This is a genomic window from Emticicia sp. SJ17W-69, assembly GCF_051209875.1.
Lineage (GTDB): Bacteria > Bacteroidota > Bacteroidia > Cytophagales > Spirosomataceae > Emticicia.
This window is the reverse complement of sequence record NZ_JBNTQY010000002.1, coordinates 50,609-69,882: the sequence shown is the minus strand read 5'-3', so window position 1 is coordinate 69,882 and position 19,274 is coordinate 50,609. Positions and strand designations below refer to the sequence as shown.

The window sequence follows — 19,274 nt, the reverse complement described above, 5'->3', positions numbered from 1 at the left end:
TGTGCTTTGATTTCCGCCACTTCGCCAAGCTGCAAAACGTTAGCTGTGATTTTACCGAAACACCCTAATAACAATAACAGACAATAAAATGAAAAAAATCATCATTTCAATTTTAGGAATGACAATGAACATTGCACAAGCACAGGTCAGCGAAAAATCCTATGCAAAATTTGACTTTGTGTCTGGAGACAAAGTGCTTTTTGAAGATAACTTCCTTTCTGAAAAAACAGACGAAATACCATCTTACTGGTTAGTAAATTCAGGAATGGTAGAAGTTTCTAAAATAAACAATGAACTGGTTATGGGATTTTTAGATGCCGAACCATCGGCATTTCCAAGACTGAATGCCAAATACAAAAAATTATCTGCAAGCCGCTACACCATAGAGTTTGATTACTTATGGCGGTTTGACAATAGTACTTTTATTGACGCTGCAAAAGAAGGCAAGTTGAAATTTCCATCTATTCAAATAAAATTTCAAACCGACCAACAAGAGTTGGCTGGCAATGTGCCAACCATTGGCGATTTTGCCAAACCAATTTTAATACAGGCATTAGGCAAAGCCACTTTTAAAACCTTTGAAGGCAATTACAAAGCAGGCAAATTATTAGAAACTATTGACGAAGTACAAGTGTCCGAAGACCTTGCAGATAAATGGGTACACGTTTCTATTGCTATAACCGAAAAATCGTTGAAAGTGTATCTCAACAGCGAACGTATTTTAAATGCACAAATCGCTTCAGGACTACCTGAAACCTTTATGCTATATGCTTATGGGGTTTCAAAAGAATACGGACCACAAGTGTTTTTTAAAAATGTAAGAATTGCTGAAGGTGGAGCAGACCCATACAAAACCCTGACCACAGATGGAAAATTTATAGCAAGAGGTATAAACTTTGACGTAAACAAAGCCACCATTAAACCTGAAAGTATGGGAACGTTAAATACTATTGTGAGTATTTTAAAAGAACACCCCGAATTGACATTTGAAATTGGTGGACATACCGACAGTGATGGCGATGATGCCAGTAATCTTAAACTTTCTCAAGACAGAGCTGATGCTGTAAAAGCAAAATTAATTTCCTTAGGTGTGAATGCCTCAAAACTTATTGCCAAAGGCTATGGCGAAACAAAACCTATTGGCGACAACAAAACCTTTGAAGGTAAGGCCGAAAATCGTAGAGTTGAATTTGTAATCCTTAAATAAGTAAGTTATGAAAAACTTGAAAATTTTATTGGTCTTTATTATTGCACTTCTTGCCACAAAATCTTATGCCCAATTACCGGATAGAAAGATTGATTACACTCAAAAAAAATTAACCTACAACACATTTTATGTCATAAAAGTTAGAAATAAAACGAGCAACTATTCTCTTCACAAAGAAAAAGAAGGATTGAGTAATCCAAATTCTACCGCAAATGGATTAGTAGAAGCTACATCAAAATTAGTAGACGAAAGTAATTTGTTTTTTGCTGGCAATTTATTTCTTTGGGGTATTGAAAAAAATATTGACCCTGAAACTGGGGTTATAAATTTTTACAAAACCGATAGTACTATTGCTGATTACCACTATGATCCAGCATTTAGCACAAGAGCAGAATACAAGCAGGTAGGCAATACAACCCAAACTTGGCAACAACATTTAAGCAGTACCAATACAATTGCCGAACAAAAAAATGACAAAAAACGATATACTTGTAGCGAAGGCACCTTAGTATTTGGGAAAAATCTTGATGACGAAAAAATGAATGAACCGTTAAAACAATTTAGTCCTAAAATAAGATACAACCCCAAAAACAAAAGAGCCGAACTAATAGATTGGTTTGTGCCTTTGCAAATAACCAATATGGATACTACTTGTATTCGTAATTTTGTAAAAGGTGGCGATAAAGAAAAGTGTACACTATCCTCTTCAACAAACGATGCTACCGATGAAGTGAAACAAAAATTGGAAGCCATGACAACAATTATCAATAGCTGGACTACGCTATTAAATTGTGAAACGGCTTTTGCCGATGGCGAAATGCGGATACCCCCCTACAAGCCACAAGAAGATTATACCAATGCTGGTGAATTTTTAGCCAACGCAGTATTAACTTCAAAAATTTTTAGATTTTATAGCTACAGTTCTGACACAACACTCACTGATTATTTTAGAGGAAATATAGAGAAAATTCTGACTAAAAAAGAGGTAAAAACCAATCAAATCAATCAAGATGCTTATTGGCAAAATGTGTATGAAGATCAAAATGTTAGGATACAAATTGATTTGAATATAGAAATTGGTCTAAAAACATATAAAGAGGCAAGTGATTTAACTAAATACAGTTTGAAAAACTATGGGTATTCTGACGATTTGAGAAGATATACAACTTTGCCATCTGAAACTAAAAATGAGGAAGTAGGAATTACCGATCTTCCTAAATGGATTATTGATGCTTTTAATATTAATAGAAAATAATAATTATGAAACAATTAATTTTTGTAACAATTTTATTTCTTGCAATTAAAAATGCAAATGCACAAAAATGCGACACCTTACGAATTGATGGAGCACCAAACCCGTATGGTTGCCCAACAAAAGCACTCAACATATATAAGGATATTCATAAAAAAGTTGGTGAGGCTATCTTTGAGCCATTAAGCAAAGTAACTATTAATTACTGCGATAATTGCCCATTGCAAGACTGGAGTTATTATAATTACGAGAATAAATGGTCAAACAATCCTTTTCAATTTGACCAAGAAGGGTATTCCAAATGGAAAGAAATACCCACAAGCGTACCTTGTACAGAAGAACAAGAACCAGCATTTTTTTTAGGCAATGTGAAATCAGACCTTTTAATTGGTATTTATGCAAACCTACCATCAATCTATTTAGAAAGTGCAGATAAACTTAATAGTATTTATCAGCATAAAACAGACAGTTTAAACGAAACATATAGGAAAAAGGGATTGAATTTTGGAGATATGAACCACCCATTGTATAAGGGATATGGGGCAGCAAATCTATTGCTTTTTGATGAAGGGACTTTTCATAAAACACAAAGTAATTTTACAATAGTATTTGAATATAATAGAACATCGCTTGATTACCCGACTTCTGAAAGCGACATTTTGAAAAAGACATCCTTTAAGCTATCTGCAAAATATACAATACCATATACTGCAACAGACAATTTGAAAGACATATCTGCCTTTCAAGAAAATGAAGATATGAAGCAGGTAAATGATTACACAAAAAAGCCAAATATTAATAGCAAACTGGGAAAACAATACGAAACAATTGTACAAATAGGACAAAACATTGAACATAGCAAAACAGAGCCTTTAAGATTAAATGCAGATTATAGTGTTTATAATTTTGTAGTAAAAATTACAGGCATTTCATTTGAAAAAAATCACGAAATATTAAATACAATTGATTGGAATAAGCTATATACTTTCATCAATACAAAAAAACTCTAACAGAGAAAAAACCACAGCTAACAAGGTATTGGCAAAAGCAGGGCTGATGGAAGTAATTGAAGATTAGTACTTCTATAAACATTTGTAAATAATCCAAGCTAACGTATTTCAAATACCCTACCTTCGCCAATACCCGAACCGTTGGCGGTAATTTTGACAAAAACTGTTGTATTTTCAATGACTCCCCAATTAATATACTATAGATTATAGTTAGCCCTTGTCTTCATCTCAAAAAATCTTATATTTGCAACAAAGCAAGAACGGTCATTCTTGTTTACTTCTTCCTGCAAATTTTAATATATTCATTCTTTAAATAGTAATTTCTCAAAATAGAGTTGTTATTTCTTTTTGTTCGGATATAAACGGACGTATGTATCCGAACAAATTTGTAATTTTGAGTAAAATTTTACTATATGAATAAAGCAATTGCCTATTACAGAGTCTCAACCGACCGACAGGGAAAAAGTGGTTTGGGTTTGGAAGCCCAAAATGCAACAGTCCAACAATTTGCAATTTTTAAGCAATGGGAAATTGTTGGAGAGTTTACTGAAATAGAAAGTGGCAAAAAGAATAATCGTCCGCAGTTGCAAGAAGCTCTAAAACAATGTCTAAAACAAAAAGCAATCTTAGTCATTGCCAAACTTGACCGCTTAGGTCGAAACGTAGCCTTCATATCGAGTTTGATGGAAAGCAAGGTTGAGTTTGTTGCCGTTGATAATCCACACGCTAATCGCCTGATGCTTCATTTATTGGCAGCGTTCGCCGAGCATGAGAGAGAACAGATACGCACCCGAACAAAAGAAGCTCAAAAAGCGGCAAAAAAACGAGGAGTAATTTTAGGTGTCACTTTTAGCGACATTTTGCCCTAAAATTTTAACATTATTTTGCCTATGAAAAATAAAGAGTCACTAACATTCAAGGCTTTGTGCAAGTGAGCAAATAGACTTCGGTTAACCTATTTAATGACAACTCTAAAAAACTAAAATTGAAGATATGTAGCGGTCCAAACGAAATCTGGCAATTGATATTTCAAAAAAACTGGAATTTCTGGTATTTTAAACTTATTAACCTTATTTTAAAAATAAATCAATGTTGCACATTAACTATTTGTACTGCTGGAATAATTCCAGCAGTACAAATTTAGTAATAGGGCTGAATAGCATTACTAATATTTAGTTTATTTACGCAAGCTCAATTGCACAAAACATCTATTTTGTGCGTTACTTTTTGTTGAACGCTTTTATAATCACTTAAAATGTTTAACTGTCAACACGATTAGTGCCACATAAATTAAAATGATTGGTATGGCATAATACCATTTTTGAGGTAATCTTTGTTGGCTGTCAATTTTGTTCTTTATATCGTCAATGATATGTGCCGGAATTAGTGTTAGTGTAAATTTTATAAGTAATGGCACAATTATTAAGTCGTCTAATAGTCCAAGAACTGGTATAAAATCGGGAATTAAATCTATTGGACTTAATAAATAACCGACTGTTATCCCCGCAAATATTTTTGCGATGATTGGTGTTCTCTTGTCAAATAACGCATAGTAAAGCGGAACAATTTCTTGCTTTAATTTTCTTACAATTTGTTTCAACTTTTCAAACATTACATATTGATTTTAAAACCACCATTTATAATAATTCCGTCAGTCGGTGTATAAACTTCTCTAAATTGCGGGTTTTGAATTGTGCCTGAATACATACTTTCCCACCGAGATTGTCGCTTGTCTAAAAAGTTTTCAAAGTTTGCAAAAGCACTAATGTATTTATTCAATTTATATTCACCTGAAACACCCATAACCCAATAATCTCTTACCTTTTCTCTATTGTTAAGTTGTTGTTTTCCTGTATAAAATAATTCGTAAGCAATTTTCAATTTGTTTTCCAATTCATACATTAAACTTGTGTAAAGTCGGTGTCTTGAAGTCAATGGATTTATTGTTGAGTTACCGTTGAAATTTCTGTTTGCATCTATATAGGTATAACCAACGTATAAAGCGATTTCGTCATAACGTAGTTTTAAATTTGTTTCAAAGCCTTTGGTATCTATATTTCCATTGGCATTTATAAACAAAAAAGTGCTGTTTGAAATTTGATTTAAGATAATGGGATTATTTATTTTGGTATAGAAAAACATTTGATTAAACGATAAGCTTATGTTCTCAAAAATGGTTGTTTTATAGTTGATGTCAGCATTTAAGCCATAAGATTTTTCAGCAGTTATTTTTGAAAAATCAAGTGGCATTATATTTTGAAAAGCAAGTTCTTCGGCTTCTTCCGAAAAAATTGTGGGTGCTTTGTAGCCCAAACCGCCACCAAATCTTGATGTTAGTTTTTCATTTATTTTGTACAACAATGATAAACGAGGCAGTACAAAAAGATTTTTTCTACTACTATAATCAAATCTCAAACCACTTTCTACAATAAATTTGTCTGAAATCTTTAAATTATTTTGAGCAAAAAAACCAAAAACAGCATTTGAATAAACTAATTTATTGGGAACTGAATTGACTTGATTAAAATTATCAGATACAACATTCGCACCTAAATTCCACTCTGATTTTTCATTGGGGATAAGATAATTTACTTCGCTAAAAGTCGCTATTTGTTTTCCTTCAAAATTATAAGTTGCTCTGTCAATTTTACGATTAAAATAGCCAATACTATTTTTAAGTGTCAAAATGTTTTTGTTGGCAAATGTTTTCTCAAATTTTGTTTGGGTAGAAAACCGATTTGTTATATTGGTTTCAAAAAAAGTATGTGTTGCATCAGCTTTGTTGTTAATTACTTGTAAGTCGCCACCTTTACGCTTTTCAAACCCTGCATTTATGCCTGCACTAAAAGTGGTTTTGTCGTTTGGATAATAAAAAAACTTTGGATTAATTGTATATCTGTCAAATTTTGGAATGTCCGAAAAGCCGTCTTTATTAGCATCGTATGCTTTTTGAAAATTGCTTGAGGCAAAAACTGTCAAACCTGTTTTTTTGTACCTTTCTGAATAAAATCCGCTCAAATCCAAAGCACTTGTTTGATTGGTATTTGTTAAGAATGAAATCTCTCTATTAATGGTTGGTTCTTTTGTGATTAAGTTTATTAAGCCAGCAATTGCTCCACCACCATAAAGAGTAGAAGTTGAGCCTTTGATAACTTCTGCTCTTTTTAAGTTTAAAGGTGGGATTTGTAAAATACTTAAACCGCCTGCAAAACCTGAATACAAAGGAAATCCGTCTTGTAAAAGTTGGGTGTATTTTCCGTCTAACCCTTGTATACGTATGCTTGCACTTGCTGAAACCTGTGAAGTTTGTTGAGTTTGAATACCAGTGCTTTCGGTTAATAACATCTTTATATTTCCTGGTTGCATCACCGCTTTTTCATTCAACTCATCACCACTTATTGTTTCAATTCTGGTAGGAATATTTTTAATATTTCGGCTACTTCTTGTCGAAGCAACGATTTTAACTTCATCTAATTCACTGGACGATGTTTCTAATAAAATATTAATAATAGTGTCTTGCGGAAAAGAAATATCTATTTCCTTTTTCTTGTACCCAACAGACTGAAAAATGATTGTTTCTTTTCCATTAGGAATATTTTTTAGTTCTGCAAAACCTTTTTCGTCAGACGTTGTACCATTTTGAGTACCTTTTAAAAATACGGTAACACCAATTAGAGGCTCATTGGTTTTTTCGTCCTTGATGATAGCTTTGATATTATTTTGTGCCATAACAGTTTGACAAATAAATATGCCAAAAGTTATGAAGAGTAAATACTTCATTTTCTTGATTTTTTTTAAAATAATTTTTTGATTTTTTTTGTTAAAATTTATCAAAAAATCAAATTCGCCAAACGGAATGAAGTATAGTTAATTTGCACTTGTGTAGTTGTGAATAAAGGCTTGAGTAATTTTTAACTTGTACTAAAAATGTGGGATTTATAAAATGGGTATTTGCAACGGAAAACAAAGGTAGTGAAGTTTCTTTATCTTTTTTCGGTTGCTTAATAGTTGCTTTCTCAAATACTTGTTCTTTGCTTTCAATATAAGTGTCAAATTCATCAAAGAATGTATTTTGAAAGCCATAAGCATTTACTTCTAATGCCGATAGCAAGTAGAAGAAAGTTAACAAGTAAAATACTATATGTTTTGTCAAATCTTTCACTGTGCAAATATACTATTCTTTTTTATGTTTTGTCCTTTCCTTTCTCTTTGCACTGTCAGTGGTTGTATTGCACACAACTGATTACTATATACAACTTTTGAATAAACTCTGGGTCATTCCCAAATTTTTATAAAATAAGGGTTCATTTCGGCTTCTCTTTGTCTTAATGTTGATATTTAGAATATATTTAAGTCAATTTATTTTTCTGCAACCAGTTAAAAAGATTCGACTCAGAAGAGTTATATCTTTTAGCAATGAATTTTTTAGTTGAGCCATTACTAAGAAGTGCTTCAATTTCAACTTTATATTTATCCAACTTACTTTTCCCTGCACCTATCGGTCTTCCGAGTTTTACCCCATTGTTTTTTTTAGTTTGAAGAGCCTCTTTTGTTCTTTTTGAAATCAAGTCTCTTTCTATTTCAGCAACCATCGAAAAGACCATTGCCATCACTTTACTCTGAATGGTATCGTCTAATTGCCAGTTTCCTTTAACAGTATAAATCTTGATTCCTTTCTGAGTGGCTATCGAAATTATTTCCATACACTCAAGCATGCTTCTTCCCAATCGTGAAAATTCACTTAATAGGATGGTATCTCCCGAAGTAAGCGTTTCAACAATATCTCCAATTTTTCTTTCTCTCCAATGAATTCTGCCCGAAGCCTTTTCTTCAACGAATTCCACTTTTCCTAAATTTTTATCATTGGCAAGGTGTAGCAGTTGAGACTTGTTTTTTTCAAGGTCTTGGTCAATGGTTGAAACCCTTAAATAAGCGACATTTCTTGGCATAATTTTTATTATTCGATAAATAGGTATTTATTTTAATTATAATGGATTAAAACATTATGTAATATTAGGTGTTTTTATCTAATTATTCAAGTGGTATAAATGAACATTTTAAATGGAGCGTTTTCTTAAATTTATTCGATAAAATTGGTCTATTAAACCACCATTAACTCAGTTATTGCCTGTGCCAAATTTAAGATTGAGAACAAACGTCGAGTCTCTCAAACTTCAATCATCCCAAAAGTCCGTTCCGGACCGTTTTCTTCAGCATCCAGAAATTGATTGGGTGTAAGAGTTGTAAATTCTTTAAAGTCCCGAACCAAATGTTGGTAATCGTAATAACCTAATTCAATTGCAACGGTAAGCCAATCTTTATTTGTGTTAAGGTGTTTTAGTTTGATGGCATACTCAAAACGAGTTATTCTGGTGAATAATTTGGGACTAACGCCGTGTCTTTCAATAAATTGACGATGAAATTGCCTCGTACCCAAACTGGCTTGGCTGGCCAACCAATCGAGCGAAACAATACCTTTCTTTTCTAATATGAATTGATTAACTCGATCAATTGGAAGAAGATTGTTTTTGTAGCGATTCTTTGATTGCCTTTTGATAAGATAAACCAAAAATTCTTCAACAATCGGAATCATATCTGAATAGTGTTTCGTATAACTCAATCGCTCATTTACTGTTCTAATTTCCTTTGAAAAAATAGTTTCAGCATCTACAAATGTATTGGTCAAGTCGTTGACAGGCATACCTGTTAGCCGAGCCAATGCACCGGGCTGAAACTGCACCTGAAACACCATAAAGTCTTGTCCTACGTGTCGATTCGTAACGATACTATGCTGACCATACAAGCGTGAAGTGGCACTTTCAATAGGCTTTCCATCAAAACCATATTCTACTTTTTCGGGGTCTTTAGGAAAAAACGAAAGGCAGTTCTCCGCACGAGGCCAGTAAGGTTTCACTGGCAAGTTTGTCATCGAACTTGGAAACGTACATCCCACAATCTGGAATAGCCTTACGTATTCACGCAAGGCTGGATGAGGCAGACGATAATCGTAAATCCCTTCCATAGTTTTATTATCAATCTAAAGATAAGGGTGGACCAACAACTTTCATGTCATGATCGGCAAATATTTTTGCCCCTTCTTGCGGCGATGGAGCAGATTTAAGTTTACCCAATTCTCTGAAATAATCTTCCATTTTACCTGAAGGTTGGAATAAAAACATCATTTTACCTGTATCGCTTAGTTGAGCAAATGCATGGGGCACATTACGAGGCAAAAAAATGGTATCGCCTGCTTCTAAATAATGGGGTTCGCTTCCCACTACAAATTTATATTTACCTTCTTGAATAAAAAAAACTTCATCCTGATTTGGGTGAATATGCATGGGTGGACCGCCTTTTGCATAACCGATAAACTCAAAAACCGACAAGTTTCCATTAGTATCTTTTGAAGAAATTTTGATGTCGTTGGGGCTTATTCCATTTAGTTTTGTAGTTTGCCCAAATCGACTTTTGGCATTTTTAACCACAAAGGATTTTGGGCTTTCATTCTGGGCAGTTGTAACTACAGAGGTAGCAGCTGTTGCCAATGATACTGTTAAGAATTTTCTGCGTTGCATAATCATAAATGTTTATATTGTTATGCAAAGATTCGGCAATTCTGAAAATGTTTGGTGGTAAAAATCAGTCGTTTTTTCTTTAACTCCGACCCTACTAGCATTTTATTTATTTCTTGAAAAGGAAAACTTCAATTTAACTTAAATTATAGAACAAAATCATATGAGATGGTACACAAAATCGTTACAACTTTTTATGCTAGATTTGTATCACAAAACGACCATTTCAGGGCTACCATATTGACCAATGTCAATTACCGAAACTTTTAATACCATTTTCTTTTTTTGAAACAGTGATGGCAGTTCTCCAATAGATACAAACATGGCAATGCCTGTGGCTTGTCCCTGGGGGAGTTTTTCTTTGTTACTTGATTTTTCAGAAAGTATTTTCAAAGCATTTTTATGACATTCTTCTAAAAGTAAATCCAAACGGGCAGTACCAAAGAACAAGAATATCAGTTTTAACGTTGGAATATATATTTTGTATGTCTATTTAAGGACAAGACATTTAAAAGTAATAAAGCGGTGCAAAGTCAAATATCCAGCACCGCTTTTTGTTATTATTTCGGTAAAATAACAGTATCAATGACGTGAACCCAGCCATTTGAGGCTTTTATTGACCCTAATATTTTGTTACCATCTACAAATACATCAGTTCCTTTCACTGTAAAAGTTACATTTGTGCCGTCAACCATTCCCATAGTTTGTCCATCCTGAAAAAAGTCGACTGCAAGTGCCGAGGTCATCACATGGTGTTGCAGAATTGTTTCTAATTTACTTTTATTTTCTGGCTTTAATAAGTCTTCAACTGTTCCCTTCGGCAATTTATCAAAAGCGGCATTTGTAGGGGCAAAAACTGTAAAAGGGCCTGCATTTGATAAGGAATTTACCAGATCGGCAGCTTTAATGGCAGCAACTAAAGTGGTGTGGTCGGGTGAGCCAACGGCAACTTTTACAACATCTTTTTGTGAAACATCGTCTGCAACAGCTGATTGTCCACCCATTGCAGGAGTTTCTGATGTTGCTGTTTCGGTCGATCCAGTTTTGGTTTGGCAAGCTGCCAATAATACAAATAAACTAAGAGTAGAAATTGCAGTTTTCATAATTGATAATGATTAAAAATTGGTTATAAATCTTTTTTGTTAAATAATTTGAAAGCCCAAGAAATCGGAATGATTATCCACAGAATTAATAGAAAAAAAGCGATAGAAATGCCCATATTTGAGCTAAAGAAATTTTGAAAAACTGCACCCGTAATGCCCATCAATGCCGAAACATCGAGTTTCATCAAGACCAAAATTCTTGCTAAATCAGTAGGGTTGAATGCCGTAAAAACCAAAGATGCTTTTTCCATCGGGTAGTCGCTCAATGTTAATAAAGCCGACAAAACCAGTCCGTCGTACAACAGACATAAGTAAAACCAAAGTGCCAACGCAATGCCAATTCCTTTGGCTTTATCACGGGTAAAAACTGAGGCAAAAAAAGCGATTGAAACAAAAATTAAAGTCAATAAAAATCCGCTACTAATGAGTGTAAAACCTCTTTCAGAACCTTCAAAAATATAAGTAGGCAAGCCTACACCAAGCAAAAAAGCTAAACTCAACGAAATACAAACCCCAAAATATTGACTGAAAAATATAGTTTTTCGGCTCATAGGTTGGGCAGAAAGCAGCTCCAAAAATTCATAAGAATTATAAAAATGAATGGTAGAAAAAATGATACTTACGAGCGGCACTACCATCAAAATGATATTCAACATGCTCAATAAGCCTTTATTTGGGTCAGATTCAAAGCCAAAAAAGCTCAAACTCATCACCAACAGAAGAAGCGTATAGCCAATCACAAAGCGGTTGCGAATGATGTCATAGACCACATATTTAATAACTTTTGTCATGGTTTTGATTAAGGTTAGGCATAAATTTTAGTTTTTTTTTTGCATGACCATAGCAATGATTTTATTCAATCGCTCTTCGTCAAATTCTATTTTCAAAAACTCTAATTCCTTGAAAAACTGCAATTTTCCATCTTGCAAATACATGATATGGCTCGCCAATTCTTCCAAGTCCGACATGATATGCGAGGTTATCAAAATCAGTTTTCCATTTTGTTTTTCTTTACGAATTTTTGCTTTCAAAATTTCGCTCGAAAGTGGGTCTAAACCGGCTGTTGGTTCATCTAAAATCAGAACTTTTGGATTGAATAAAAATGCCAAAGCCGCACTTACTTTCTGCGTTGTTCCGCCAGAAAGTATCCCCAAAGGCTTATTATCAATGGATTTTAGCTTAAATGCATCAATTAATTCTTCGTCTAATTTGATATTATTTTCTTTTGAACCTCTAATATCAATCATCATATCAATCAATTGCTTGATTTTTAAGTTTGGCGGATAATGACCAATTTGTGGCATATAACCAATCTCGTTTCGATATAAAAAAGCATTTTTAATTGATTTTTGCTCAAAATAAATTGTTCCGCTATCGGGTACGACCATGCCCAAAAGTGTTTTTATCAAGGTAGTTTTTCCCGAACCATTGGGGCCAAGAATCGCAACCGATTGTCCTTCCTCGAAGCTCACCGAAATATCTTTAAGCACTTGAAGTTTGCCAAACGATTTGCTTATATTTTCAAATTGAATCATTTTTTTGCTTATGCTTTTATAGGTTGAATCAAATTTGGTTTCATTCGTGGATTTTCATCTTTTAAATTTTCAGGTGTAAGGCTCGGAATAATTTTTTCGATTTTATCGAGTAACGTTGCCGTAAAACTTCGGAGCAAAATCATGGCTTGAGGCATTCGCTCAATGAGTGTTGAAAACAAACTTACGGGACGGTACGGAACATCGCCTTTACCATCATGGTTCAAATCATAACCTTCGTATTTGTCCCAATAATTTTCTTTTAAGTAATTAAAAACCACATTTCCGTTGGTCGCAACATCAAATGTATTTGCCAAAAAATTATTGTTCTCAATAATATTTTCGTCGCAATTGGCCTGGATTCGGAGGCCAATGCCATTTTGATTAAAAATATTTTCCTTAAAATTCAAGCGGCTGCAACCTTCCATATAAACCCCAACAGTGTTAGAATTAAAGACATTATGCTCGATTTCGCTGTCTGAAATATCTTTGAGCAAAATCCCAAAAGCCGAACCACCCCAATTATTTTCAAAAGTATTGTGTTTCATTTTTACGCCTTTGGTGTACATTACTGCCACGCCAGCACCATTTTTTGCAAAAATGTTATATTGATAAGTATTTTTGTGTGAAAACATAAAATGTAGTCCATATCGAATATTCTTTGTGCTATAATTATGCTCAATAATCGAGTTGGTTACAAACTCAAAATAGATGCCGTCACGATGTCCTTCCACATAGTTATTCTGAATCGTAATGCTGTCGCATTTCCAGGCATGAATGCCATTTCCAGTTGTTTGCTCTTCTTTCGGAATACCAATGACACGATTTTTTTCAACCAAACAATGATTAGATGAAGACAAATAAACCCCAAAATAACAATGGTAAAATTTGTTGTTAAAAACCCTCACTCGCTCCGCCTCTAAGACTTTTACTGCCGCCCAATCAATCATGCTGGTTTCACCCACATTCTGAAATTGGATGCCACTAATACTTACATCATTTGCCGAAACGGTTAGTATTTCACCTTTAAATTGAGCATCAAAAACGGGAAAATCCTTTCCTATAATTATTAGTGATTTTTCTATTTTTAAGTTTTTCAAAAGGTATTTCCCTGCAAAAACCTCAATAATATCTCCTTTTTGAGCTATTTTAACTGCATTTTGCAATTGAATACCATTTTTTACTTGCCAAGTTTTTGCAAAAACAAGAGATGGAATAGCGATTAACAATATGATAAAGTTTTTTTTCATCAGAATTTTTTAACTAATTCATTCCACGAATATTTTTTTGCTTCACTATCTTTTTTTACTGCTTCGTCAGCTTGTTTTTCGTCAGAAAACGCAGCGGTATTTCCCATCATAGGGCTTGCAAAATTGGGCGAAATCACGAAAAAAGCTTTATTTGCATCTATCAAATTGACTGGTTTATCATAGCTATTAACTACAATATGAGCGTAATCTTTGGGTGTTTGTTCTGAAATATTGATGTATTTTATCATACAACTCACATCATCAAACTTGAATATTTTGCCTTTTTGTGTTACCAATTCAGACCCATATTTATTATCCATAATCGTCATTTTGCAGAACTGACAATTCTCTTTTCCGTAATTAATAGCTTCGGGTTCAGTCATGCATGACATCAATAAGATTATTCCCAGAAAAGCCATTAAAAACTGTTTAAAAAGTCCAATATTTTTCATTTATTTATTGTAGTTGAATTCGTAGATAATAACTCCGATTGTGATAATTCCAAGTGCAACCACTATCCAACCGCCCGTGTCGGGTATAGAATATGCACCAAAATTCAATAATTCTTTATAGCCAATAAGTGGTGGCTGATAAGCCATTCCTGGTACTTTAATGGCAGCATCATCACTCAAATTATGACCATATTCGTAGCCCCATTGCCAAAAATCATACAAAGCAACTGCTCCCGAAACTACCAAAAGTGATAGAAATGCAATCAGACCTTTTTTACTTCTTACAAAAGTGGTGAGCAAGCCCGCAGCAATAATAAAAGCGATACAATAATTAAGAACTTTGAATTCAGGAAACATTTCTTCCTTGATATGAGCCATACCGATATAATGGTTCAAACCATTAATAATATCAACATCGCCCGAAAGTTTAGATAACCAAATCTTCATAGATAAACCTTCTGGATATTGCGGAGCCCAAAGGTCGATTCGCCATATTGGCAGAAAATAGGTGGCTATCAATGCCAAAGAACCAATACCTAACCAAATTTGTGATGAACGTTTGAGTGGTTTCATGAAGTTTTGATTGATGAGTTTTTAAGGAGTGAAAGAAAAAACGCTTTCACTCCTTTTAGAATTAAGTGTTTTAAAATTAATTTCAATGTAACTAATTGATAGACAGTGATTTGTGTTAATATTAACTGTTGTCAATCGACCATTGACTAATCATCTCTTTGAAACCGTTTCTGTCTTCTTAGCCGCATCAGCCTCTGGATTTTTACCAGTATGCCAGCTCAACGGAACATTACTGCCAGCAGGCGAAACTCGCACATAACCTTGCATTTCTTGGTGAAGTGCCGAGCAAAAATCTGTGCAGTAGATTGGTGTTACTCCAACCCTGTCAGGAGTCCATTTGAGAGTGCAAGTTTCACCGGGCATGATTAAAATCTCTGAAGTTGCTGCCCCACGAACCGCAAATCCGTGCGGAACGTCCCAGTCTTGCTCTAAGTTTGTTACGTGGAAATAAACCACATCACCCAATTTCACGCCCTCAATATTATCTGGTGTAAAGTGCGAGCGAATAGACGTCATATAAACGTGAACCTCATTACCTTTTCGCAAAACTTTGGCTTCCTTCTCGCCTTTGGTTACGTAGGGGTGGAAATTGTCTTCGAGTTTAAATATCTTTTTAGAGTTTTTCTCAATCAAAGAAGCAGGAATTGATTCAGCATAATGTGGCTCTCCAATAGTAGGAAAATCGAGCAATAATTTCATTTTTTCACCCGAAATGTCATATAATTGAGCCGATTGAGCTAATTCTGGACCAGTTGGCAAGTATCTATCTTTTGTGATTTTATTATAAGCAACCACATATTTGCCCCAAGGTTTGGCAGTTGGTCCGCCAGGAATACTCAAGTGACCAACCGAATAAAAAGTAGGAACACGGTCGATAACTTCCAGTTTTTCGATGTTCCATTTTACCAATTCTGATGAAACAAAGAACGATGTAATGGCATTTCCTTGACCGTCAAACTCTGTGTGCAAAGGCCCTAAACCTGGCTTTTTAACTTCTCCATGTAGCACAGCATCGTATTTTAAAACAGGGATGCCGTCAAAGTTTCCATCAAAATTTTTGTCTGCAATCGCTTTTTCCATTTTTGCAAAAGAGAAAACAGGAATAACCGCCGCCAATTTACCCGAACCAACAATGTATTGTCCAGTTGGGTCAACATCACAACCGTGCGGAGATTTTGGACAAGGCATGAAATACAACATATCAGGACATTCTTTTGGATCGAGTGTCATTACTTCGTTTATGATAGTTGAAGTTGCCGAATGAACTTTTTCATCATACACATTATGGGCGTAGCTTGCTTTCTCTTTTTTGCCTTTTCCTTGTGCTAAATATTCCTCAGCTTTTTTCCAGTTTACTGCCAAAATAAAGTCTTTGTCTTTCTGCGAAGCGTTTACTTCCAATAAAGAGTTTGCTTGCTCAGTATTATAAGTCGAGAAGAAAAACCAACCTGCCGATTTTCCTTTTCCCGCACGAGCCAAATCAAAGCTTACACCTGGGGTTTTTAGCTGAAACTTGATACCCATTCTACCAGTGGTTTTGTCAATACTCACAAAACTGATGTAACCTTTAAAGTTTTGTTTGAAAGAGCTAATCGGCACATCGGCATTAGCATCTGGTGGCACCGAAAAACGAGTTCCTGCCACAGCATATTCAGTATTTGCAGTAATAAACGGCGAAGAGTGATTACCTCCCGAATTCGGAATTTCGATAATTTCCTCAGTTCTAAAAGTTGATAAACTCACTCGGGCTATTCGGGGTGTATTATTACCATTAATAAACGCCCAGCGACCATCATGTTCGCTATTGGTAGTCGAAAGTGCCACATGGTGCGAGTCGTCCCACGGAATAAAACCGTGCGAAGTGTTAAGCATTGGCTTCGTTTCTTCACTATATCCCCAACCGCTTTCGGCAAATTGAGAAAATACAGGAATAATCTTTAAAACTCTACCAGAAGGCAAACCAACTACAGAAAGTTGCCCATTAAATCCACCCGAAACGATGTTATAAAACTCATCGTGCGTACCAGGGGCAACATATACTTTTTGTGCAGCATCGCCCGCCAAAAATGAAGTGCCTTTGCCCTTGTCATTGGTTGGTTTACAGGCATTAAGTCCTATAAAAATGGCAGAAATAGCTGAAATACCTAAAGTTATTTTTGTTTTCATTTTATTGTTATTTTTAAAATCAGTCATACAAATCGGTCTTTTAAATCCAGTAATTATGGTTTATTTTTCACCGTCATTTTTTCTCATAAATTCAATCACGCTTCTTGCTTCTTTCTCTGAAATATTCTGATTTGGCATTCTTACCAAGCAGGTTTCCAGCATTTTTTGAGCTTCTTCGTCTTTTTCAAGCATCATGTCCACGTTTGTAATCATATTTATAATCCAAACTGGTTTTCTTCTTGTAGTTACGCCAGTCCAACTTGGACCAACGAGTCTATCACCCGAAAGTCGGTGGCACGCCGAGCATTTTAAATCATAAATTGCCTGCCCCTCTTTTACCATTGCTTGGTCTAATGGGTTGGTTAGGTTGATTTCTTTGACTTCTGTTCCGTGTACTTCTTCTTGTTTTAGGAGTGCAGAATCATCGGTTGCAGGGCTTTCTGCTCGTTTTTCTGCTCCTCCGCAGCTCCATAAGAAAATGGACAGTGCAGACATGATTAGAATCGTTCTTTTCATTTTGACTTAGAGGTTTGATTGGTAAAATATATTAAGATGTGTATGTCTTTTATTTTATTGCAAATGTATTTTACCTCTTATTTCAAAAATATGACGAATGTTGGTTGAGGAATATGAGAAAAATCATATATAAGAATAAAACACCTTTTTATCTTTATATGTTTTTTTAACAAACCAATAATGATTATGATAAGTATATTGAATAATGAGCTTGAATCGCTCAGTGTAGGTGAAATTGTAAAAAATATGCCTAAAGCGGCTAGTATTTTTTCAAAATTAAAAATTGATTTTTGTTGTGGAGGTCATATCAATTTTGTTGAAGCCTGCCAAAGAAAAGGTATAAATCCAGAAGAGGCTTTAAACCAGATAAATGAATTGCAACTAAAATCAGGTTCAACAATTGATTTGGATTTCGATAGTTTTGATGTCGATTTCTTGGTAGATTATATATATAACGTCCATCACAAGTATTTATACGAAAATTTGCCAGAAATAAATCGAATTGTAAGCAAAGTAGTTAATAAGCATAAGGAAAAATATGGGTATTTGAATGAATTATTTGAGCTTTATACCGAATTAGAGGCCGACTTATTGGAGCATTTGCCAAAAGAGGAAAATATTTTATTTCCTTACACCAAAAATCTAATTTTGAACAAAAAAGCGAACACGATTCCAAGTCGTCCATTTTTTGGAACTATCAATAACCCATTGATGGTCATGAATGATGAGCACAATCGGGCGGGTGAGATTCTCCATCGTTTAAGAGCAATTACTAAAGATTATACACCTCCAGCCGATGCTTGCAACTCACAATTGATGATGCTCGACATGCTGAAAGATTTAGATGCTAACTTAATTCAGCACATTCATTTGGAAAATAATATTTTATTTCCCAAAATTGTACTTTTAGAAGAAAGTACATTTGGCAAAAACTGAGATTATGATTTCAAAAACTTGTGGATATGCTATCAGAGGCGTGATTTTTTTGGCATTAGAAGGCAATATAAATAGAAAAATAGGTATTCAAGAAATTGCTGAGGAATTGAAAGTCCCTCAGCAATTTATGGGAAAAATTCTACAAGAATTGGTCAGAAAAGATATTCTGAAATCTACAAAAGGTCCACATGGAGGGTTTTATGTCAATGATTCAATTTTAGAGCTTTCACTAATAATAATAGTCGAGGCGATTGATGGCTTGGGTGTATTAAAAAAATGTTTTTTAGGACGAGAGGAATGTTCAAACGAAAATCCTTGTCCGATGCACGATGAGTTTGAAGTGTATAGAAGTAAAATATTTGAAACTTTTGAGAATAAGAATATTCGACATTTTGTAGAGCATATTGAAGATGGAAGCACTTTCTTGGCTATTTAAAAAATTTATTGTGTGTATTCCTAAAATAACGAAAGTATATTGATAATAAAGGATTTGGCTTTAGGTCGATAAGAAATTGAGATGATTCGATTGAGATTCAAAGTACATAACCTGCTCAGTGCGTCTCATAAAACACTGGTTTTGTTGTTAACAATGGAACAGTATTTAGGGCGGAAATAGGGGGGTGTAATTAAAATAACCCTAAACCTTCTTACACCCAAATGATTTCAAAATCTTTACTTTTTCTTCATATCTCTCAACATCAATAA

At 34.4% G+C, this 19,274-nt stretch carries 20 protein-coding genes and 1 pseudogene; 7 read left to right on the top strand and 14 right to left on the bottom strand.

From position 1 onward, the window contains the following. The first annotated feature begins 88 nt into the window (after window positions 1-88). The 4 genes from ACQUQZ_RS24205 to ACQUQZ_RS24190 all read left to right on the top strand — a co-directional run bounded on the left by ACQUQZ_RS24205 (window position 89) and on the right by ACQUQZ_RS24190 (window position 4,338). Window positions 89-1,207, top strand: coding sequence for an OmpA family protein (locus tag ACQUQZ_RS24205; protein ID WP_435357759.1), 1,119 nt, complete (start codon window positions 89-91; stop codon window positions 1,205-1,207). Between the two features lie 7 nt (window positions 1,208-1,214). Further along, window positions 1,215-2,462: a hypothetical protein gene (locus tag ACQUQZ_RS24200; RefSeq protein ID WP_435357758.1), complete on the top strand. Its 1,248-nt coding sequence runs from the start codon at window positions 1,215-1,217 to the stop codon at window positions 2,460-2,462. A 5-nt stretch (window positions 2,463-2,467) separates the two neighbouring features. Continuing rightward, entirely contained in the window at window positions 2,468-3,469 is a 1,002-nt protein-coding gene (locus ACQUQZ_RS24195) for a hypothetical protein (protein WP_435357757.1), read from the top strand. Window positions 3,470-3,882: 413 nt separating this feature from the next. Continuing rightward, window positions 3,883-4,338, top strand: a complete 456-nt coding sequence (locus tag ACQUQZ_RS24190; RefSeq protein ID WP_435357756.1) for a recombinase family protein — start codon at window positions 3,883-3,885, stop codon at window positions 4,336-4,338. A gap of 377 nt (window positions 4,339-4,715) precedes the next feature. On the opposite strand, the gene ACQUQZ_RS24185 is transcribed toward ACQUQZ_RS24190, so the two are convergent. The 14 genes from ACQUQZ_RS24185 to ACQUQZ_RS24120 all read right to left on the bottom strand — a co-directional run bounded on the left by ACQUQZ_RS24185 (window position 4,716) and on the right by ACQUQZ_RS24120 (window position 17,633). Then, window positions 4,716-5,081 carry a YkvA family protein gene (locus ACQUQZ_RS24185; RefSeq protein WP_435357755.1) on the bottom strand — a complete coding sequence of 122 codons (366 nt, stop codon included), beginning with the start codon at window positions 5,079-5,081 and terminating at the stop codon, window positions 4,716-4,718. Then, window positions 5,081-7,249, bottom strand: coding sequence for a TonB-dependent receptor (locus tag ACQUQZ_RS24180; protein ID WP_435357754.1), 2,169 nt, complete (start codon window positions 7,247-7,249; stop codon window positions 5,081-5,083). Before ACQUQZ_RS24180 ends, ACQUQZ_RS24185 begins: the two co-directional genes overlap by 1 nt. 569 nt (window positions 7,250-7,818) lie before the next feature. Continuing rightward, a complete protein-coding gene (locus tag ACQUQZ_RS24175) occupies window positions 7,819-8,418 on the bottom strand; it encodes a recombinase family protein (RefSeq protein ID WP_435357753.1) in 600 nt (199 codons plus the stop codon). A 218-nt stretch (window positions 8,419-8,636) separates the two neighbouring features. After that, window positions 8,637-9,491, bottom strand: a complete 855-nt coding sequence (locus tag ACQUQZ_RS24170; RefSeq protein WP_435357752.1) for a helix-turn-helix domain-containing protein — start codon at window positions 9,489-9,491, stop codon at window positions 8,637-8,639. 10 nt (window positions 9,492-9,501) lie between these two features. Next, window positions 9,502-10,044: a cupin domain-containing protein gene (locus tag ACQUQZ_RS24165; RefSeq protein ID WP_435357751.1), complete on the bottom strand. Its 543-nt coding sequence runs from the start codon at window positions 10,042-10,044 to the stop codon at window positions 9,502-9,504. 207 nt (window positions 10,045-10,251) lie between these two features. Continuing rightward, window positions 10,252-10,491, bottom strand: coding sequence for a hypothetical protein (locus tag ACQUQZ_RS24160; RefSeq protein ID WP_435357750.1), 240 nt, complete (start codon window positions 10,489-10,491; stop codon window positions 10,252-10,254). A gap of 110 nt (window positions 10,492-10,601) precedes the next feature. Beyond that, window positions 10,602-11,144, bottom strand: a complete 543-nt coding sequence (locus tag ACQUQZ_RS24155) for a fasciclin domain-containing protein (RefSeq protein WP_435357749.1) — start codon at window positions 11,142-11,144, stop codon at window positions 10,602-10,604. Between the two features lie 23 nt (window positions 11,145-11,167). Then, window positions 11,168-11,935, bottom strand: coding sequence for an ABC transporter permease (locus tag ACQUQZ_RS24150; RefSeq protein WP_435357748.1), 768 nt, complete (start codon window positions 11,933-11,935; stop codon window positions 11,168-11,170). A gap of 27 nt (window positions 11,936-11,962) precedes the next feature. Next, a complete protein-coding gene (locus ACQUQZ_RS24145; RefSeq protein ID WP_435357747.1) occupies window positions 11,963-12,679 on the bottom strand; it encodes an ABC transporter ATP-binding protein in 717 nt (238 codons plus the stop codon). An 8-nt stretch (window positions 12,680-12,687) separates the two neighbouring features. Further along, window positions 12,688-13,926 carry a nitrous oxide reductase family maturation protein NosD gene (gene nosD, locus ACQUQZ_RS24140; protein ID WP_435357746.1) on the bottom strand — a complete coding sequence of 413 codons (1,239 nt, stop codon included), beginning with the start codon at window positions 13,924-13,926 and terminating at the stop codon, window positions 12,688-12,690. Continuing rightward, window positions 13,926-14,378, bottom strand: coding sequence for a nitrous oxide reductase accessory protein NosL (locus tag ACQUQZ_RS24135; RefSeq protein ID WP_435357745.1), 453 nt, complete (start codon window positions 14,376-14,378; stop codon window positions 13,926-13,928). Before ACQUQZ_RS24135 ends, nosD begins: the two co-directional genes overlap by 1 nt. Then, window positions 14,379-14,951, bottom strand: a complete 573-nt coding sequence (locus tag ACQUQZ_RS24130) for a hypothetical protein (protein ID WP_435357744.1) — start codon at window positions 14,949-14,951, stop codon at window positions 14,379-14,381. It abuts the gene before it with no gap. Between the two features lie 150 nt (window positions 14,952-15,101). Next, a complete protein-coding gene (gene nosZ / locus ACQUQZ_RS24125) occupies window positions 15,102-17,117 on the bottom strand; it encodes a Sec-dependent nitrous-oxide reductase (protein WP_435357743.1) in 2,016 nt (671 codons plus the stop codon). 60 nt (window positions 17,118-17,177) lie between these two features. Beyond that, window positions 17,178-17,633 (bottom strand): c-type cytochrome, encoded by a 456-nt coding sequence (locus tag ACQUQZ_RS24120; RefSeq protein WP_435357742.1) that lies wholly within the window; start codon window positions 17,631-17,633, stop codon window positions 17,178-17,180. A 186-nt stretch (window positions 17,634-17,819) separates the two neighbouring features. Between ACQUQZ_RS24120 and ric the strand changes: the two genes are divergently transcribed. From ric to ACQUQZ_RS24105, 3 genes and pseudogenes are all read left to right on the top strand, one after another. Then, on the top strand, window positions 17,820-18,569 hold the full coding sequence (gene ric, locus ACQUQZ_RS24115; protein ID WP_435357741.1) for an iron-sulfur cluster repair di-iron protein: 750 nt from the start codon (window positions 17,820-17,822) through the stop codon (window positions 18,567-18,569). Window positions 18,570-18,573: 4 nt separating this feature from the next. Then, window positions 18,574-19,005 (top strand): RrF2 family transcriptional regulator, encoded by a 432-nt coding sequence (locus ACQUQZ_RS24110; RefSeq protein ID WP_435357740.1) that lies wholly within the window; start codon window positions 18,574-18,576, stop codon window positions 19,003-19,005. Window positions 19,006-19,139: 134 nt separating this feature from the next. Further along, window positions 19,140-19,199, top strand: a pseudogene (locus tag ACQUQZ_RS24105) (3-coathanger stack domain-containing protein); the annotation flags it as partial. Between the last annotated feature and the right edge of the window lie 75 nt (window positions 19,200-19,274).

Coding starts and splice junctions, on each gene's coding strand:
- ACQUQZ_RS24205 (WP_435357759.1), top strand. CDS start 89: ATGAAAAAAATCATCATTTCAATTTTAGGAATGACAATGAACATTGCA.
- ACQUQZ_RS24200 (WP_435357758.1), top strand. CDS start 1,215: ATGAAAAACTTGAAAATTTTATTGGTCTTTATTATTGCACTTCTTGCC.
- ACQUQZ_RS24195 (WP_435357757.1), top strand. CDS start 2,468: ATGAAACAATTAATTTTTGTAACAATTTTATTTCTTGCAATTAAAAAT.
- ACQUQZ_RS24190 (WP_435357756.1), top strand. CDS start 3,883: ATGAATAAAGCAATTGCCTATTACAGAGTCTCAACCGACCGACAGGGA.
- ACQUQZ_RS24185 (WP_435357755.1), bottom strand. CDS start 5,081: ATGTTTGAAAAGTTGAAACAAATTGTAAGAAAATTAAAGCAAGAAATT.
- ACQUQZ_RS24180 (WP_435357754.1), bottom strand. CDS start 7,249: ATGAAGTATTTACTCTTCATAACTTTTGGCATATTTATTTGTCAAACT.
- ACQUQZ_RS24175 (WP_435357753.1), bottom strand. CDS start 8,418: ATGCCAAGAAATGTCGCTTATTTAAGGGTTTCAACCATTGACCAAGAC.
- ACQUQZ_RS24170 (WP_435357752.1), bottom strand. CDS start 9,491: ATGGAAGGGATTTACGATTATCGTCTGCCTCATCCAGCCTTGCGTGAA.
- ACQUQZ_RS24165 (WP_435357751.1), bottom strand. CDS start 10,044: ATGCAACGCAGAAAATTCTTAACAGTATCATTGGCAACAGCTGCTACC.
- ACQUQZ_RS24155 (WP_435357749.1), bottom strand. CDS start 11,144: ATGAAAACTGCAATTTCTACTCTTAGTTTATTTGTATTATTGGCAGCT.
- ACQUQZ_RS24150 (WP_435357748.1), bottom strand. CDS start 11,935: ATGACAAAAGTTATTAAATATGTGGTCTATGACATCATTCGCAACCGC.
- ACQUQZ_RS24145 (WP_435357747.1), bottom strand. CDS start 12,679: ATGATTCAATTTGAAAATATAAGCAAATCGTTTGGCAAACTTCAAGTG.
- nosD (WP_435357746.1), bottom strand. CDS start 13,926: ATGAAAAAAAACTTTATCATATTGTTAATCGCTATTCCATCTCTTGTT.
- ACQUQZ_RS24135 (WP_435357745.1), bottom strand. CDS start 14,378: ATGAAAAATATTGGACTTTTTAAACAGTTTTTAATGGCTTTTCTGGGA.
- ACQUQZ_RS24130 (WP_435357744.1), bottom strand. CDS start 14,951: ATGAAACCACTCAAACGTTCATCACAAATTTGGTTAGGTATTGGTTCT.
- nosZ (WP_435357743.1), bottom strand. CDS start 17,117: ATGAAAACAAAAATAACTTTAGGTATTTCAGCTATTTCTGCCATTTTT.
- ACQUQZ_RS24120 (WP_435357742.1), bottom strand. CDS start 17,633: ATGAAAAGAACGATTCTAATCATGTCTGCACTGTCCATTTTCTTATGG.
- ric (WP_435357741.1), top strand. CDS start 17,820: ATGATAAGTATATTGAATAATGAGCTTGAATCGCTCAGTGTAGGTGAA.
- ACQUQZ_RS24110 (WP_435357740.1), top strand. CDS start 18,574: ATGATTTCAAAAACTTGTGGATATGCTATCAGAGGCGTGATTTTTTTG.